The 18,334-nt window shown below is 62.0% G+C and carries 11 protein-coding genes; 6 read left to right on the plus strand and 5 right to left on the minus strand.

Annotation, left to right across the window (positions count from 1 at the left end; all coding sequences use genetic code 11):
• Positions 1–2 precede the first annotated feature (2 nt).
• The 4 genes from CAF87_RS24235 to CAF87_RS24250 all read right to left on the minus strand — a co-directional run bounded on the left by CAF87_RS24235 (position 3) and on the right by CAF87_RS24250 (position 10,582).
• Entirely contained in the window at positions 3–1,517 is a 1,515-nt protein-coding gene (locus CAF87_RS24235) for a TolC family protein (RefSeq protein ID WP_085733410.1), read from the minus strand.
• Between the two features lie 48 nt (positions 1,518–1,565).
• On the minus strand, positions 1,566–7,949 hold the full coding sequence (locus CAF87_RS24240; RefSeq protein ID WP_085733411.1) for an Ig-like domain-containing protein: 6,384 nt from the start codon (positions 7,947–7,949) through the stop codon (positions 1,566–1,568).
• A 53-nt stretch (positions 7,950–8,002) separates the two neighbouring features.
• Positions 8,003–8,848 (minus strand): sulfotransferase, encoded by an 846-nt coding sequence (locus CAF87_RS24245; RefSeq protein ID WP_085712623.1) that lies wholly within the window; start codon positions 8,846–8,848, stop codon positions 8,003–8,005.
• Between the two features lie 138 nt (positions 8,849–8,986).
• Positions 8,987–10,582 carry a glycosyltransferase family 39 protein gene (locus CAF87_RS24250; protein WP_085733412.1) on the minus strand — a complete coding sequence of 532 codons (1,596 nt, stop codon included), beginning with the start codon at positions 10,580–10,582 and terminating at the stop codon, positions 8,987–8,989.
• Between the two features lie 241 nt (positions 10,583–10,823).
• On the opposite strand from CAF87_RS24250, the gene CAF87_RS24255 reads away from it, so the two are divergent.
• The 6 genes from CAF87_RS24255 to CAF87_RS24280 all read left to right on the plus strand — a co-directional run bounded on the left by CAF87_RS24255 (position 10,824) and on the right by CAF87_RS24280 (position 17,830).
• Positions 10,824–11,411, plus strand: coding sequence for a phage tail protein (locus CAF87_RS24255; RefSeq protein ID WP_085733413.1), 588 nt, complete (start codon positions 10,824–10,826; stop codon positions 11,409–11,411).
• Between the two features lie 58 nt (positions 11,412–11,469).
• The gene (locus tag CAF87_RS24260) at positions 11,470–11,781 is read left to right on the plus strand and encodes a hypothetical protein (protein WP_085733414.1); all 312 of its coding nucleotides are present in this window, start codon (positions 11,470–11,472) and stop codon (positions 11,779–11,781) included.
• Between the two features lie 169 nt (positions 11,782–11,950).
• Positions 11,951–14,020, plus strand: coding sequence for a type VI secretion system tip protein VgrG (locus tag CAF87_RS24265; RefSeq protein WP_085733415.1), 2,070 nt, complete (start codon positions 11,951–11,953; stop codon positions 14,018–14,020).
• Positions 14,017–14,865: a DUF4123 domain-containing protein gene (locus CAF87_RS24270; protein WP_085733416.1), complete on the plus strand. Its 849-nt coding sequence runs from the start codon at positions 14,017–14,019 to the stop codon at positions 14,863–14,865. The genes CAF87_RS24265 and CAF87_RS24270 overlap by 4 nt, the downstream gene beginning before the upstream one ends.
• Positions 14,862–15,650, plus strand: coding sequence for a hypothetical protein (locus tag CAF87_RS24275; RefSeq protein ID WP_085733417.1), 789 nt, complete (start codon positions 14,862–14,864; stop codon positions 15,648–15,650). The genes CAF87_RS24270 and CAF87_RS24275 overlap by 4 nt, the downstream gene beginning before the upstream one ends.
• A complete protein-coding gene (locus CAF87_RS24280; protein WP_085733418.1) occupies positions 15,647–17,830 on the plus strand; it encodes a lipase family protein in 2,184 nt (727 codons plus the stop codon). Before CAF87_RS24275 ends, CAF87_RS24280 begins: the two co-directional genes overlap by 4 nt.
• 1 nt (position 17,831) lies before the next feature.
• Here CAF87_RS24280 and CAF87_RS24285 read toward each other — a convergent pair whose 3' ends face one another.
• A complete protein-coding gene (locus tag CAF87_RS24285) occupies positions 17,832–18,323 on the minus strand; it encodes a GNAT family N-acetyltransferase (RefSeq protein ID WP_178083473.1) in 492 nt (163 codons plus the stop codon).
• Between the last annotated feature and the right edge of the window lie 11 nt (positions 18,324–18,334).

The raw sequence follows: 18,334 nt of genomic DNA on the forward strand, positions 1-18,334 counted from the left end.
ACTCACTTGGCTGCAGCATGAGCCAGCGGCACCGAAATATCCCCCGACGCCCACGCCGCTTCACGGTTGGCCAGCGCCGTGGCGATCGACTGCACTTCGGTCGACTGCACCTGATCCGGCAACGGATCGAGGCCGGCACTGGCGAAGATCTGGCCATAGGCATTGCGCAGATCGGCGTAGGACAGGTCGCGACGCAAATCCGCTTGCAGGTTGTTCAGTTCGCCCTGGATCAGATCCAGTTCGCCGATGCCCGCAGCCTGATGACGGTTGCGCAACTGACCGACGATTTGCCCGTCGATATCCGACAGTTGCTGGTTGGTCTTGAACTGACGCAGCGCCTCCTGATAGTTGGCGTTGGCCACGTACAACTGCGCCAGCACCGCAATCGACATCGCCTGACGGCGTGCGGTGGCGACTTCTTCGCCGGCCTTGGCCACATCGATGGCGGCCGGGGCGGAGATCACGTTGAACAGGTTCCAGGTCACTTTCACGCCGTAGTCGGCCCAGCGATCGTTCACCAGGAACGAGTTGCTGTCGTAGTGCCCGCCGGCGGAAAACTCCAGGCCCGGCAGCATGCGCAACATGGCCTTGCGGGTTTCAGCGGCACTGATCCGGGTCTGGTAATCCTGTTCGCGCAGTTCTGGGCGGCTGGTCAGGGCTTCCTGTTCCAGTTTGGCAATATCGACCTTGAGTTCCGGGATCTGATAACCGTCGTCGGTGGCCAAGGTCAGGTTGGTGCCCATCGGCAGGTTGATCAGGGTCGCCAGCTCGGTTTTCGCCAGTGACAGCGCGCGACGCTGCTCTTCCAGTTGGCGGGTGGCTTCGATCAGCGAACGCTGGTAGCCGAGGGACTGCACCGGATCGCCGATGCGCTGTTCGCTCATGCTTTCACTGTTGCGCCGGGCAGCATCGACCCGCGCCATCAGGCTGTCGATCTGCTTGAGCAGGCGTTCGGCCGCCATCGCCCGCCAATAGGCCGAGCGCACGTCCTGAACGATGGTGTTGATCACCTTGCGCCGGCGCTCCTGAACGATCAGGCGCTGGTCGCCCTGTTGTTTGGCGTTGATGTAGCTGACACCGAAATCGAGGACGTTCCATACCATGGTCAGGTCGGCGACGTTGCGGTCGCGGTCCTGGGAAGTCGACGGTTCCAGGGACTGGGTGCCGGTGCGCACGCTCTGGCTGCTGGAGGCGCTGACGTTGTTGCGCCCGACGTAGCCGGCATCCAGCGCCATGCGCGGCAGCATGTCGAAACTCGCGAGGTCGAGCTGCCGCTTGGCCAGCGCTTCCTCCATGATCTTCAGGCGCCCTTCGAGGTTGTATTTCACCGCGCGGGCCATGGCCTGGTGCAGGGTCAGCGGACCGCGCAACGGTTCCTGGCCCTTGTACATGGTTTGCAGGTCGGCTTTGGCCCGTTGTTCGCTGACGCTGCGTTCGATCGGTTCACTGGTGACTGCACATCCGCTGATCGCCAGCGCCAGCAGGCTGGCGCCGAACAGTTTCTGACTTTTCTTCATCCCTGGATCGCCCCTAGGTCCCGCATATTGTTGAATTGTTGTGGTTGGTCAGGCCGGCATTTCGCTGATGCCGACCTGTTGCAGCGCCGCCGCCAGGCTATCCACCCGGTGCTGCTCGCTGTCTTTGATCTCTTGCAGTTGCTGGCCCAGGGTCGGCGCGCCGAATACGCCGCGCAGGCCTTGGGATACGTCGCCACCCCGAATCGAGTGGCTGTCGAAGGCGTTCAGTGAATCCCGCTCTGCCTCACTGTTCTGGTTGAACAGACTGGATAAGGTGCTGATACCGAACACCCCGCCATCACCACCACCGAAACCGAGGAAGCCGTGACCGGAACCATCACCACCGCTGTCGCTGCTGGTGAACACCTGAGCAATAAAGCTTGGGCTCAACGCGCCGTGGTTGATGAAAATATCGCCCAGCGGACGGATGCCATTGCCGATCACCCGCTGCTCAAACAACGGCGGGAAGGTCAGCGGTGAACCGAGATCGCCGGTGGGTGGCGCAAAGATGATCGGTTGCAGCGGCACATCGGGCAGCGGCGGCGCAACGACCGGAACGTCGATGCGGAACTCCGGATCCGGTGATACCACCACAAGCGGTGATGTCGGAGGTGCGGCCGGCACCGTATTGATCACATAGTTGCCGGACTGACTGACTCCACTACCGCTATTGCCGGACAGGTCGCTGACCCCGGCGCTGTTGACACTGATCGCATTGCTGACGCTGTTGACGTTGGCATTCGGCGTCAGGGTCGCGGTCCAGGTCTTGCCACCGTCGCTGCTGCTCAGGTTGGACAAAGTGCCGTTGGCTACGCTCAGATCCGACAGATCGAAACCGGTCACCACTTCGTTGAAGGTGATGATCACTTGCGAGGTCTGACCGACGCCCAGGTTCGGATTGGCGACCACCACCGTGGCGGTCGGCCGCTCACTGTCGAGGGTGTAGTTGTTCGACACCGCCACCGTGCTGCCGGCATTGCCCGCCAGGTCGGTGACGTTGCTGGTGTCCAGGGCAATGAAGTTGCTTGGATCGGTGACATTCGCGGTCGGAGTGAAGGTCGCCGTCCAGGTCTTGCCGCCGTCGTTGCTGGTCAGGTTGCTCAGGTCACCGTTAGTCACGCTCAGGTCGGACAGGTCGAAATTGCTCACTGCCTCGCTGAAAGTGAAAGTCACCGTGGTGCTCTGACCGATGCCCAGATGTGGGTTGGCGACCACGATGTTCACCGTCGGCCGGGTCGCATCGAGGATGTAGTTGTTGGAGATAGCAATGCTCGCCCCGGCGTTGCCGGCCAGATCCTGGACACCGGCGGTGTCGATCAGGATCAGGTTGGTCGCGTCGTTGACGTTGGCCGTTGGTGTGAGGGTCGCGGTCCAGGTCTTGCCGCCGTCGTTACTGGTCAGGTTCGACAACGCGCCGTTGGCGACGCTGATGTCGGACAGATCGAACCCGCTCACCGCTTCGCTGAAGGTGATGGTCACGGTGGTGGTTTCACCGATGCCGAGACGATTGTCGGCGACCACGATGGTGGCAGTCGGCAGCGCGGTGTCGATGGCGAAGTTGTTGGAATCGGTCGTGCCGACGCCACTGTTGCCCGACAGGTTGGCCACCCCGGCGTTGTTCAGGGTGATCAGGTTGGTGGCATCAGTGATATTGGCCGTCGGCGTGAAGGTCGCGGTCCAGGTGATACCGCCGTCGCTGCTGCTGATATTGCCCAACGTGCCGTTGGCGATGGTCAGATCGCTGTTGTCGAAACCGCTCACCGCTTCGCTGAAGGTGATGGTCACCAGCGAAGTTTCCCCGGCCCTGAGTGAGGTATCGGCAACCACAATGGTCGCGGTCGGTACCTGGGTCTGGATCTGATAGTTGGCCGAACTGGTGGTGCCGGTGCCGGTGTTGCCGGCCAGGTCGGCGATGCCGGTGTTGTTCAGGACAATCAGGTTGGTGAGGTCGGTGATGCCGATGTTCGGCGTGAACGTGGCTGTCCAGGTGATGCCGCCGTCGCTGGACGTGACGTTGCTCAAGGTGCCATTGGCGACGCTCAGGTCGGAATTGTCGAATCCGGTCACGGCCTCGCTGAAAGTGATGGTCACCTGGGCGGTTTCGCCAGGGCGCAGATCACTGTCACTCATGACAATGGTCGCCGTCGGCCGCTGACTGTCGACTGCATAGTTGTTGGAATCGGTGGTGCCGCTGCCGGCGTTGCCCGCCAGGTCGGCAATGCCGGTGTTGTCCAGGGTGATGACGTTGGTGGTGTCGGTAATTCCTGCCGCTGGAGTAAACGTGGCAGTCCAGGTGATGCCGCCATCGCTGCTGCTCACTGCGCTCAGCGTACCGTTGGCGATGGTCAGGTCGGCGTTGGTGAAACCGGTCACCGCTTCGCTGAACGTGATGGTCACCAGCGACGTCTGGCCGACGCCGAGCGCGGTGTCGGCGACCACGATGGTCGCGGTCGGACGCTGAGTGTCGATTGAATAGTTGTTCGAATCGGTGGTGCCGCTGCCGGCGTTGCCCGAAAGGTTTTGAACCCCTGAATTGTCCAGCGTGATCAGGTTGGTGGCGTCGGTGACGTTGCTGGTCGGCGTGAAGGTTGCCGTCCAGGTGATGCCGCCGTCGCTGCTGCTGACTGCCGACAACGTGCCGTTGGCGATGGTCAGGTCGGCGTTGGTGAAACCAGTCACCGCTTCACTGAAGGTGATAGTCACCAGCGAGGTCTCGCCGATTTTCAGTGAGTTGTCGGAAATGATGATGGTGGCAGTCGGCACCACGGTGTCGATGGTGTAGTTGTTGGAGTTGGTCGTGCCGCTGCCGGCGTTGCCGGCCAGGTCGGTGATACCGGTGTTGGCCAGGGTGATCAGGTTGGTCGCGTCGTTGACGCCCACACTCGGGGTGAACGTAGCTGTCCAGGTGATACCACCATCGCTGCTGCTGACCGCCGTCAGGGTGCCGTTGGCAACCACGATGTCAGCGTTGCTGAAGCCGGTCACCGCTTCACTGAAGGTGAAGGTCACGAGGGTCGTTTCGCCGGCCGTGAGGGTGCTGTCGGCAACCACGATGGTGGCGGTCGGACGCTGGGTATCGATGGCGTAGTTGCCGGAATCGACAGTACCGCTGCCGGCGTTGCCGGACAGATCCGAGACGCCGGTCTGGTCCAGGGTGATGACGTTGGTGGCGTCGGTGATGTTGCTGGTCGGTGTGAATGTCGCCGTCCAGGTGATACCGCCGTCGCTGCTGCTCACCGCGCTCAACGTGCCGTTGGCAATCGTCAGGTCGGCGTTGGTGAAACCGGTGACCGCTTCGCTGAAGGTGATGGTCACTACCGAGGTTTCGCCGATTTTCAGCGCGTTGTCGGACAAGACAATGGTCGCAGTCGGACGCTGAGTGTCGATCGCGTAATTGTTCGAATCAGTGGTGCCGACGCCAGTGTTGCCGTTCAGGTCAGCGATGCCGGTATTGTTCAGGGTGATCAGGTTGGTCGCGTCAGTGATGCTGGCGGTCGGCGTGAACGTGGCCGTCCAGGTGATGCCACCGTCGCTGCTGCTGACCGCCGTCAAGGTGCCGTTGGCGATGGTCAGGTCGGCGTTGGTGAAACCGGTCACCGCTTCGCTGAAGGTGATGGTCACCAGCGAGGTTTCGCCGATCTTCAGGTTGTTGTCGGCCACCACGATTGTCGCGGTCGGACGCGCGGTGTCGATGGCGTAGTTGTTGGAGTTGGTGGTGCCGCTGCCGGCGTTACCGGCCAGATCGACGACCCCGGTGTTGTCCAGGGTGACCAGGTTGGTGGTGTCGGTAATGTTGTTGGTCGGCGTGAGCGTGGCGGTCCAGGTGATGCCGCCATCGCTGCTGCTCAGGCCAGTCAGGGTGCCGTTGGCCACCGTCAGGTCGGCGGTGGTGAAGCCGCTGACCGCTTCGCTGAAGGTAATGGTCACCAGCGAGGTTTCGCCCGCTGCCAGATTGCTGTCGGCGACGACAATGGTCGCGGTCGGCCGCACGGTATCGATCACGTAGTTGGCCGAATCCGTGGTGCCACTGCCGGCGTTGCCGGCCAGGTCGGCGATACCGGTGTTGTCCAGGGAGATCAGGTTGGTGGTGTCGGTGATGCTCGCAGTCGGGGTGAACGTCCCGGTCCAGGTAATGCCGCCGTCGCTGCTGCTGACTGCGCTCAGCGTGCCATTGGCGATGGTCAGGTCGGCGTTGGTGAAACCGGTCACCGCTTCGCTGAACGTGAAGGTCACCAGCGAGGTATCGCCGATCTTCAACGCCGTGTCGGACATCACGATGGTCACGGTCGGCCGTGCGGTATCGATCGCGTAGTTGACGGAACTGGTCGTGCCGACACCCGCCACGCCGTCGCTGATCGCGGTCACCCCGGTGTTGTCGAGAGTGATCAGGTTAGTGGAGTCGGTGATGTTGTTGGTCGGAGTGAAGGTCGCGGTCCAGGTCAGGCCGCCGTCGCTGCTGCTGACCGATGTCAGCGTACCGTTGGCGATGGTCAGGTCGGCATTGGTGAAACCGGTCACTGCGCGGCTGAAGGTGATGGTCACCAGCGAGGTTTCGCCGATTTTCAGCGCGGTATCGGACATCACGATGGTGGCGGTCGGTGGCTCCACATAAGCGGTGTTGAGGGTGCCGCCGTTGTTGTAGATCGCTGCAAAAGCCAAAGGTACAGAGCCCGTCACGCCGCCGCCCAGCTCTGAGCCGCCGGAGCCGCTGCCCGCCGCATTACCGCTGATGGCACTGAAGTTGGAGGCCGTGATCAGTACCGTGCCGCCCTGGTTCCAGATCGCGCCGACACCCCGCCCGCCGTCGCCGCCATTGAGGTTGTTGCTGCCCTGGCCACTGCCGCCGCCGCCACCGCCGCCCGCGCCGATGTTGTTGCTGATGACCGAGGTGCCGACGATTTTCAGGGTGCCGGTGGAAGCGTTGTAAATGCCGCCGGCCGCGTTGCCGCCGACGCCGCCGACCTTGTCCCAGCCGGAGCCGCCACCGCCGCCGCCAATGGAAATCGTGCCGTTGTTCGCAGTGCCGCCATTGCCGCCGTTGCTGTAATAGGACACGCCGACACCACCGGCGCCGCCGATGGTGGATCCGCCACGACCGCCCATGTGCGTCGCGTCGTAGCCACCGCCGTAGCCACCGACACCGCCGCTGCCGGCCTGGCCGCCCAGCGTACCGGTGCCCGGCCCGGCCGTACCGCCATGACCGCCACCCTGACCGCCGAGGCCGCCGCCACCGCCACCACCGCCGCCGTAGTTGGCGCCCGTGACACCACCGCCGCCGCCACCGCCCGCTGCCGCGTTGCCGGTGACCGAAACGTTGTTCAGCGTGAGGATGCCGGCGTTGAAAATCCCGCCGCCCATGGCCCCGGTCGCGCCGTAGCCGCCATTGCCGCCGTTGCCCGAAACCAGGCCCCGGGTAATCACCAGACCGTCGAGGGTCACGGTGCTGCCGGAAGTGATTTCCACCACCCGGGTCTTGTACTGGCCGTCGAGGGTGACATCGGCGACGCCGTCATTGTTCAGGTCGCCATCGACAGTGATGTTCTTGTTGATCAGCAATTCCGAGGTGAGCTGCACCGTCATGCCGGTGCTGAAGGTCACGATGTCGCCGTTTTGCGCCGACGCCAGCGCTGCCCGCAGCGAGCCGACCCCGGTGTTCGCGTTGTTGGTGGCGGTCCAGGTGGCGAGGCCCCATTGGTATTCGCTCATCGACAGGGCCGACAGCACGTTGGCGCTCTCGATCTTGCCCGTGGCGATCTCCAGATCCCAGTCGCCGCCCACACCGGTGCGGTTGTTCGACGCCGCCACGTCGCGGCCAGTCAGTTGCGCCAGCGAGTCGACAAAGCTCAGGCCACGGTCACCCTCGGCGGTGTAGCAGCCGTAAATGAGGATGTCGCCGCCGACGTTCATGTCCTTGCCGATTTCCGCCAATACCGCGCTGCGCTGCGCGACGTTGTCCGCCGACAGGTAACTGTTGCCGAGCCACAAGTCACCGGCGTTGCCGTGGGCGATGATCTGCACCGAACTGACGCCCGAGTGCTGGTCGAGATACTCGGCGATCTGCTGCAAGCCGTCCTTGCTCGCGTCGAGCTTGACCACTTGCGTGCCGGGAGCGATGCCTTTCAGCAGGCTGTCGGCATCCTTGACCCGGGCATCGACAAACACCACGGTCTGGCCCGGCACGGCGACAGGACTGGCAGCCGGCGTGGCATCGGCCTGGCCGTGGGTGTCCTTGCTCGCCACCGGATGATCGGCGGTCGGCGCCTTGGCGGCATCGGCAGTGGGGTGGCTGTCGGGCTGAGCCGCAGCGGTATCGGCCACAGTGGCCGCGACAGCGCCGTCGAACAGCATGCGCGGCTCCAGCGACATGATCAGCGGCGCAGCCAGCGTCCGTTGGCCCTCGGTTACCCGCGACTTTTGTTTGCTCCACCACATGTTGCTCACCCGGACTCGAACAGTTGTAAACGCATCAATGAAAAACGCCGCGATCAACTGATCGCGGCGTCGGACTTCATACGAATCACATTGGCAGCGCTGGCTGAGCCATCGAGCCAAAAGGACAGATCGGCGTATTGCTTGAACAGGTCCGGCGGCAGAATCGTGCGCCGGGACTGCAGGGCGACCTTGGGTTTTACCTTGTGCAGGCCGGCCACGCCCAGGGCCTGGTCGAACTCCGGCGCGTCATACGCCAGGTGTTCGAAATCGTGCTCGAACCACGGCTCGCCGATGAAGTCGTAGACCAGCCGCAGCACGCGCTCCGGGGCCTGGGTCAGCAAGTCGTAATCGACGATCAGCAGCGAATCGGCGTGCTCGCCATAATAGGCTTCCTTGAGCGCCGCCCAGGCAAAACCCACCAGGCGGTTGCGCTGGGCCAGGGTTTCGCAGCGGCTGTAGACGGTGTTGCGCTCGACGGCATCGCCGAACAGCTTGGTGTTTTCGTAGGGGTTGGCGCGGTAGAGCCGCTCCAGGCTGTCCATCACCCAGGCAACGTTGCGCACGCAGGCGATGACTTTGGCTTTGGGGAACAGATCGCTGATGGCCGGCAGGCGCGAGCTCCACTGCCGGTTGGTGTCGAACACCACCGGTTTGTCGGCCTTGTCGGCGTAGTAGGAATCGAACAGGCCGCGCAACAGGCGACGGCGCATGTCGGTGTCGATCACCGCGCCGAATTCGCTGCCGGCGCTGCATTGTTCAAGGACACCGGAAAACAGTGCGCCAACCGGGCTGGTCATGCCGGCATGGAAGCGCGGATTCTGCAAAAGGATCGCAGAAAGGAGGGTCGAGCCCGAGCGCGGCAAGCCGGAGATAAAGTGGAACTGCTGCAATCCCTTCACCTTACTTTGTAAGTCCTTTTGCCCGACGAGCGTAGTCCAACAATACCCTTTCGACTAGTAGTGTTTTGACATCAACATAGAGCAAAACGGACTTGTCAGACCATTTCTTATCGCGAACAGTAAGGTGAAGCGTTTAAGTCATTCCCTGTTGGTACGATCGTCCTTTTCCAGAACGAAAAGTCGCGCTTTCGCCCCGCCAGCGTTGGACTGATCACGCAACTGCCAGGTCTTGGGCAGAGGCAGGAACGGGTCCGCAATTTCCGGGTCCAGGTCACCGATCAACCAGACCCGGGAACTGTCCTTCGGCAGATCCGCGAGACGATCCAGATAAACCTCATCGGACACCAGTGTGCCGAAGCCGTAGTGGTTCGGACGCGTCGAGCGCCCGTCGGCGGCAGGCGGCGTATACAACCGGATTTGCGCATCGGTGCGGTTGTAGTAGACGTAACTCAGGTACCAGAGCATGTCGCTGGTGACGATCCGGTCGCCGCTGACGAAGTGGTGGTTGACGTGATCGACCATCACGTTGAACTGGTCATTCGGATCGACCGTGGCGTTGGTGTTCACCCCGACCATTTCGATTCCGACAAACGCCACCAGCACCGCCAGCGCCAACACACGAACGCGGCTGTACAGGCGGTCGATGGCCAGCGCCGCCAGCATCGGCAGGCCCAATGCATAAGCCGTCAGATAGCGCTCGATGAACACCGGGCTGATGAACGACACCGCGAACACCAGAAACAACGGCACTCCGGTATAGAGCGCCAGCAACACGCTGCCATGGTTCACGCTGCGGTCGCGGGCGACGGCCACGCCCGCCAGCGCCAGCATGGCCAGGGGCATGCCGCAGAACAGCAGCAGCGGAAGATGATCGCCCTCGTTCTGGATCAGCCACAGCCAGATCATCGACGGCAACGAGGACAGGGTCACCGGGTCTTCCCAACCCACATCGCCACCGACCTTGAGCTCTTCCATGTGCTGCGTCAGATCGAGCAGGTTCGGCAGCCACGGCAGGTAAAGCGCGACAATCGCCAGATTGGCCAGCCACCAGTCCTTGCGCTGGATATGCCGCAGGCGATACCCCGGCAGCAGGCGGATCAGCCCCAGGTACAGCCAATGGCTCAGCGCCGCCAGCACCGCGAAGTAGTGGGTATACAACGCGGCGCTCATCAGCAGCGCATAGATCACCAGATACCGTCGGCGCTGCGGGCGTCTGACCCAGCAGATCAACGCCAGGGTGGTGCCGACCAGCAACAGGCCGAGCAGCGAGTACATGCGCACTTCCTGGCTGTAGCGCACCGCCGTCGGCAGCAGCGCCAGCAACACCCCGGCGATGATCGCGGCGCGACGGGTCGCCAGACAATCGACCAGACACACGCCCAGGCCGACCGTGGCGATGCCGGCCAGGGCACTGAGGCTGCGGATCGACAGGATCCCTTCGCCAAACAGTCCGATCCAGCCGTGCAGCAGCATGAAGTACAACGGCGGATGCACATCGAACGCTGCATGCTCCCAGATACCGCCCAGCGTATAGCGCGCCAGCAGCAGGCTGGAGCCTTCGTCGCCCCAGATCGCGGCGGCGGTCAGGTCATAAAACCGCACGACGGTCGCCAACAGCAAAATCGGTATCAGCCACTGCTGGCGAACCCAGCGCAGCAGACGCCGGACACCGGCATTCGGTGCGGCAAACGGGTCCTGGGTATCCCCCAGCGGAGTCTCGCGACGCGCTTCCATCAACCTTCCCTTACGGTATTCCGAGTAAAAAACAGCGCCATTCATTGCGCACACTTTAGGCCAGAGCCGAAGCCGACGCGCGGCCGCGACGACGTCCGGCAAGTCCGCCGATCCGGGTCTACGCTACGGCTTGGCGTGACCTGCCCGCGCAAATGGAAGGCGTCAGTAAAACGTTTCGACCTGCCCGGCAACACAGGCTAACGCGCGGCGCGCCAACCACATAACAGAAGGATGAGGAACCATGGAAGTCTTTATGGGTACGATTCAACCGTTCGCCTTCAACTTCGCTCCCAGTGGCTGGGCCCTGTGTAATGGACAGATCCTTTCCATTGCGCAATACAACGCGCTCTTCGCGTTGCTGGGCACTTACTACGGCGGCAACGGCACGACCAATTTTCAGTTGCCCAACCTGCAGGGCCGCGTGCCAATGGCCCAGGGCAACGGCCTCGGCCTGACGCCGCGCGTCATCGGTCAGGTGGCCGGTACGGAAAGCGTCACCGCCACCATTGCCAACATGCCCAACCACACCCACGCGATGACCGGTCTCACCGCCAACACGGCCTTGTCGCTGGCGGTACCCGCCAGCAATCCGGCGACCGTACCGACTGCAACCAATTCCTACATCGGTGCCTCGGGCGGCGGCCCCGGCTCGGCGAACATCTATTCCGACGCCCAGGGCGCCACGCCGGTGCCACTCAAAGGTGTGACCACCACCGTCACCGGCGACATTTCCTCCACCGGCGGCAGCCAGCCGCTGGGCATCATGAACCCCTTCCTGGTCCTCAACTTCAGCGTTGCCCTGAACGGTCTCTTTCCGTCGCGCAACTGAGCAATCGTCCGGGGGCCCCGCGCCCCCGGACGTTTCGTTTTTTTTCTGGAGTCAGACCATGCTGCAATCGGTTCAAATCGAACACCTCCAGCCGTTGCTGGGGCAACAACGCACACTGCACCTGCCGGACGGCACGGCGCTGCCGATTCAACTCGCCCACCTTGAAGAAATCCCGTCGGCGAAAATGCGCCACAGCGAACGCATGCCCTTCTGCCTCGAATTCAACAGCCTGGAGCCGACCGAGTTTGTCGACGGCCTGTGCGCACTGGAGCTGCCGGAATTCGGCCGGGTGGAAGATATTTTCGTGTCACGGGTGCCGGCGATGGGGCGGGATCCACAGTTGGGCTACTTCTGTATTTCCTTCAACTGATACCCCCTGCAGAATCCTCACGAAACCTTGTAGGAAAAAGATGTAGGACTAAAGCCAAGGCCTTGTAGGGCGGGCTCTTCAACCGATTTTATTGGGAAACGTCCGACATCATTTCCCGGCTCACCTTGTTAGCGTTGTTCCGAATCCGTCACAGGACGAGGAACAACGGATGTTCAATGCCAACGCACGCTTTCGCCTTACGACCGACGACTTTAAACACGATTTTCAAGTGCTGTCCTTCAGTGGCAGCGAAGCCATCAGCGAGCCGTTTGCCTTCAAAGTCGAGTTGGTCGGCACCAGACCGGATGCCGATCTTCCAGGCCTGATGCACCAACAGGCCTTTCTTGCCTTCGATGACCACGGCCACGGCATACACGGACAGATCCAGCACATCGGCCGCGGCAATATCGGCGAACGGTTGACACGATACAGCCTGACCCTCGCCCCTTGCCTGGCCAATCTTCGCCATCGCGTCAATCAGCGGATTTTCCAGAACCTGAGCGTTGCGCGAATCATTGCGCAGATTCTCGAAGAACATGGCATCCACGCCGATCGCTACCAGTTCCAGCTCGGCCACCCGTTACCGGATCGCGAATATTGCGTGCAGTACAACGAGTCCGACCTGCACTTCATCCAGCGCCTGTGTCAGGAAGACGGCTTGCATTACCACTTCCGGCACAGCCGCGACCGACACCTGCTGGTCTTTGGCGACGACCAGACCGTGTTCCCCCGCCTCTCTCGGCCAACACGCTTTAAACCGCACAACGCCATGGTGGCCGACAGGCCGGTGATTCAGCGATTCGACTATCGGCTCGAAACCCGACCCAACCACGCCTCCAGCCGCGCCTACGACTTTAAAAAGGCGCGTATGTTGCTGGAAGCGGATGCCCGCAATCCCGATCGGCATCTCCAGCCCGATCCCGGGGTTTACGAATACCCGGGACGCTACCTCGATCGCGAGCACGGCAAGCAACTGGCCCGGCGAGTCCTGGAAGGTCACCGCGCCGATGGTTGCCTGGGAGAAGGCGACAGCAATGAACCGGCGCTGTTGTCGGGGCATTTTTTGTCACTGGCCGAACATCCCGATCCGGCATTGAACGACCTGTGGCTGCTGACCGAAATCCGCCATGAAGGAAAGCAACCGCAAGTGCTGGAAGAGACCGCTGATCATGCGTCAGCCGATCCCGAGAAGGACTTCACCCAGGGCTATCGCAACCACTTTACGGCAACGCCCTGGGAGGCGATCCATCGACCACCGTTGCGCTACCGCAAACCCCGCATCGGTTCGACCCAGACAGCGGTGGTCACCGGCCCGGAAGGCGAAGACATCCATTGCGACCCGTACGGCCGGGTCAAGGTGCAGTTCTTCTGGGATCGCGAAGACCGCCACAACGACAAGAGCAGTTGCTGGCTGCGGGTGGCCTCGGGTTGGGCCGGCAATGCCCATGGCAGCGTGATCGTCCCGCGCGTGGGCATGGAAGTACTGGTGACGTTTCTCCACGGCGATCCCGACCGTCCGGTGATCAGCGGTTGCCTGAACAACAGCGCCAACCCGGTGCCCTACGAGTTGCCGACGCACAAGACCCGCAGCGTGTTTCGCTCCCGCAGTTCGCCGGACAGCACAGGCTTCAACGAGCTGATGATCGAAGACCGCGCGGGCCAGGAGCAGATTTACCTGCGCGCCCAGCGCGACCTGCGACAGAAGGTCGAGCACGACAGTCAGCTGGACATCGGCAACCAACGCCGGGAAACCATCAGGGGCAACAGCTTCAGCGCGCTGCACGCGGAAGAACACCGCATCGTCACCGGTCATCGCAAGACCCATCTCAAGGCCAGCGATTACCTGCACGTTGGCGACAGCAGCCACACCCGGGTCGGTCAATCACTGACCACCGAAGCCGCCGGACAGCTGTGCCTCAGCGCGGGCGAACATCTGGTGCTGGAGGCGGGAAAAAGCATCAGTCTGAAAGTCGGTGGCGAGCATTTTGTCCTCGATCACAGCGGTCTTTTCGGCAGCAGCGACTTGCTGATCGGCGGCGTGCCCGCTCCCTTCCTGCGCGCCCCGCTATTGCAGCCCGACGGTATTGAAGACCTGTCGGCGCCTGCCCCTTTGCCGCCATTGGTGGCGCCCTCGCAACAGGCATTGATGGCCGCCAGCAAAACCCTGGGCGCGGATTTCTGCCCGATCTGCGAAGCCTGCCGCACAGGTGCGTGCCCGATCCCGGAGGCTGCCGCATGAGCGACGCCCTTGTACGACGCTGGCTGATCGAACAACACCGCGCCGGTTGCCTCCTGTGCCTGGTCCTCGACTCGCAGAACGAGCGCAACATGCGCCAGCGCTGGCTGAAGAGCAGCCGTTACGAGCAATACGCCAGCCTCTACAGCGAAACCGCAGTCGCCGAACTGGCCGACACCGGCCCGTTCCTCTTCACCTTCGACCAGCCCGATGACCGCCGTCTCGATGCCCTGCTCGACAGGCCGGACAGCCATTGGGGATGGTTGGCCAGCCTGGGCAAAGGCGAGTTGAAGGCCTGGGTCCGGCACTGGCAGGAGCGGCTGATCATCGGCGCCCGTCCGCATCAGGCGCTGTACCGCTTTCACGACAACCGGGTGCTGGACCGGGCGCTGGAGCATCTGCCGGTCGAGGCTTTGCCGGCGTATCTCGGGCCGGCGATCAGCGTTTGCCATTGGCAGGGCTCGCACTGGCAGATGACCGACAACCCTGCGCCGGGCAGCTACCCCGTGCCGGACACGCCGCCGTGGCTGCAACTGCCGATGCCTGACGAACAAGCCATGGAAATTCGCCTGGCCAATGCCCACCGCTTTCTGCTGGCCGGGCATGTGCAGGCTTATTCCGCGCTGGCGTGTGTTCGGGATCCGCAAATCTGGCTCCGTGAACGACTGACCCAGGCCGAAGCCTGGAGCTGGCTGGCACCGGAGCGGCTGGAGTTTCTGCTGATCCACAGCCTGCAAACGCCGAATCTCGCGCCCCATTGGCAAGCCCGACCGGACGAAACACCGGATGAACACTTTGATCGGGTTTACCAGCTCTCGAAGCACTGGAACGGGAAGACGCCCTCATGAAAATTCCGCTCAAAAGCCTCGGTCTGATCGGCTGTTTCGCGGCACTGGGAGGCTGCAGGACCGAACCGCCCAACACCTTCAAATTCACGGCCGATCTACCACCGGGATTTGCCTATGTGGCAGCGGTTTACTACGTACCCGAAAAAGGCCAGACCTGCACCCTCGACAGACGCGACAACCTTGCCCCGGTGTTCAACAGCAAGTGGCGCACGGACTACAAGCCGGATGCCGAGATCACGATTCGCAAGACGGTTAAAGGGTGTCCGTTGGTCGTGAGGCGAATCGAGCTGGAGATCAATTCGGCATACGGCAGAAACTGGAGCGACTTCAGTCGTGACGAAGCCAGGGTTTTCATCCGTGATGATCTGGAGGAGCAGTTCAAAGGTGTGTTCAACGAAGCCGGTGAAAGCACGTTCCATGGTCAGTGTGAGTGGTGGTTCCGCACCTCGGGCAAACCGCGAATTCTAAGAAAAATCCTTGATTGCAGAACAGTCGACGCCTCGGGATCACGAGCTTATGGCAAGACCTTCGGGGCTTTTAGCCCTGATCAACTGCCAGGCAAAACCGTGAGGATGAAGATCACCTTGGCAGCGGAAGAGCGACCGGCCATCAAGGACACCTGGGTCAAAGTCCCTAACGGCTGGAAACGCTGTATGGGCGACAATTTTGAGGATCAGTACGCTTTTTGTTACGGCAACTACACGGATTTCAGCGGCTTTCAAATGCCAGACGGGCAGCAATGCACCATATATCCCGGATGTACGGAAAAGAAGGTTTCGCCATGAAGGTACTGGAGCAGGATCTGCAATCTCCGTTGAGTAGCCGCATTCTGAAATGTCCCGAGGGTGGCATATGGACAAGTTTCCAACTCATCGACGAGTTCTGCTCGGGCGAGCCCTACGCCGGGTTGGCTTATATCGCCACCGACTCGGAAGGCTATAAATACACAGGCCGCTTGGACGCTGCGGGCAAGGGCAGAGTAGACAACCATTTTGCGGGGCCAATTTCGCTGCTGTTTGATCAAGCGTACGAAGGAAAGGAAAAGCTCTACTCATATTTGCAAAGCAGACCACATTACCCCCTGAAAATCACCGAACTTCAGGTCCGAGCCGAGGCAACCCGGTACCTGAACCCAAATGCCACCCGCAGGCGCGAACGCCCGAAAATTGCAGACGGTGCGGACTACTTTCAAGTCGAAGTCCGCCATCTGGTGAGATACGCCTCGCACCTGCCACCCGAGGTTTATCGCGATAACCCCCTCGATTCCGGGTGCGCTGCAATCATGCGTGAACATGGAAAACTTGGCGTAGCGCTGATGCCGCAACGTCACACCGTTCTTGAAGTGCGCCCGCTACGCGCGTTGCGGCCGATGTTTTCCACAGCTCCGGCGTTCTGTGCACTCAACCTGTACCAGCTCGCATTGATGGCGACCCTGAGTTACTGCCCTTTCGGCCAGGAACCCAAAGTCCCTTCCGCCGAAACCAGATCCATTAAGTTTCCGCTGCAACCCAGCGTCGGCAACTGGTTCGGCGATGCACTGGCCAAGGGAGAAGAACTGTGGAAAGTCGACAACACTCAGACCAAATTCTATTACCCGCTCTACGAGGATGTTTCGTACTCAAGAAGGCTAGAGATCATTCCGTTTGACCCGAACCTCTATGCAGTCAACAGGCACAGCCCTGAACGGGATCCGGAACACCCGGCCAGCGTCCACTTCCTCGACGACATCGGTAATAAAGACAGCACCGACACCCAAGCCTTCATCACCCACAACGACGAACTGATCCTGATCGCCGTTCGCGGCACCGCCGAGATCATCGCCGATGGCTTGCGTGATGCCGACGCCCTTCAAGTGCCATTCGAGGAAGGCGACGGTCAGGTACATCGGGGTTTCTATGAAGCGGCCAGGAAAGCCGCGACTTTCGCCGTCAGCTACCTCGAAAAGTTCTACACCGGCCAAACCCTCCTGATCTGCGGCCACAGCCTCGGCGGCGCTATCACGTTGCTGCTGTCCGAAATGCTCCGCCGCCGGCCCGAGGGCTACAACATCCAGCTCTACACCTACGGCGCCCCCCGCGCCGGCGACGCGGATTTCGTGAAGGGCGCAGCCGATCTCGTGCATCACCGCATGGTCAACCACAACGATCCGGTGCCCAGCGTGCCCGGCAGCTGGATGAACACCAAGGCCGATATCTACGGCACCGGGGCGGCGCTAATGTTCGTCAATGTGCCGGTGGGGCTGTCGGTGTTCGTCGCCGGCATCACCAACTGGACCGGGGAAGCCTATGACCACCACGGCAGTCTGCGGCACGCCATGCCGGTGGAGTTCGGGCGTCAGCAGGTGTCTTCGATCCTGTGGGAGCCGGGTTGCGACACCATCATCCAGCACGCCGCGTGCGACGTGGCGATCCGGCAGCGGCACGGTTTGCCGGATCGGCCGACGTTGCTCAAACAGATTTTCGACGCCGGGCACCACTCGATGACCGGGGCATACATTCCGGCGTGCTGGGCGGTGTTGCGGCGTTGGCAGGAGGCCCAGGAGTCAAGCCGTTCGCTGGTCACCGAACGGGAGTTTGCTGTGGTGGAGTCGGCCCTGGAACGCATCACCCACCAATTGCGCACCCGGCGCAACAACCTGCCGGGACGCCCGGACAGTTACGTGCGCACTCAGTCCAGCACCCTTGAAGCGCTTAATCGTGAAGTCGAGAAAATACGCGTGACACGTGAGCGCCTGGCAATCCTTCGCCATCGACGCATCACGACTCAGGACGTTTACGGGCAACTGGCAGAACAACCGGAACGACTGGCCGAAAGCCTCCCACGCTGGCAGCTGCACCCGGAAAACACTGCAGCCGAACAGCTCGCCATGGCGCCGGACGCCGTCGAAGAGGACCCGCTGCTGGCGACGCTCTACGGCCGCAAGATCGGCGCGCCGCACACCTTCGATATCAACTCGATCATCTGACTCAACCCTGTGGATACCACACCAGACGCTCCGCCGCCGGATTGCGCTCTTCCACCGCGAATCCCAGCGCCAGGTAATGCTGGCGCGCGTGAGGGTTGTTGGCCCAGACCACCGTCGCCACCGGGCAACGCACTTGCTGCGCGGCCTTCTGCACACCTTGCAGCACCGTACGACCGTAGCCCTTGCCCCGAGCCTGAGGGATGAAGGCGATGTACAACACGCGGATTTCGTTGGGGCCGAAATCGGTGCTCAGCGCGCCAATGGCCGTGCCGAGTTTTTCCACCACGTAGTGCATGGCATTCGGATGGTTTTCACCCATGCCCTGCTCCTGCACCTGAAACTGCTGGGCAACGATTTGCTGCACCTGTTCCTGCTCGCCGTCGATCCATTGCAAATCCGGCCGCGCCGATTGATACAGGCTTTGCAGAAAGGGGCCGTCAGTCGCCCGCGAAGGCCGCACCACCAATCCGTCCGCTGCCAGGTTTTCCGTCATCTTCATGCTCC

Origin of the sequence: Pseudomonas sp. R38(2017), assembly GCF_002112395.1 — a bacterium.
Lineage (GTDB): Bacteria > Pseudomonadota > Gammaproteobacteria > Pseudomonadales > Pseudomonadaceae > Aquipseudomonas.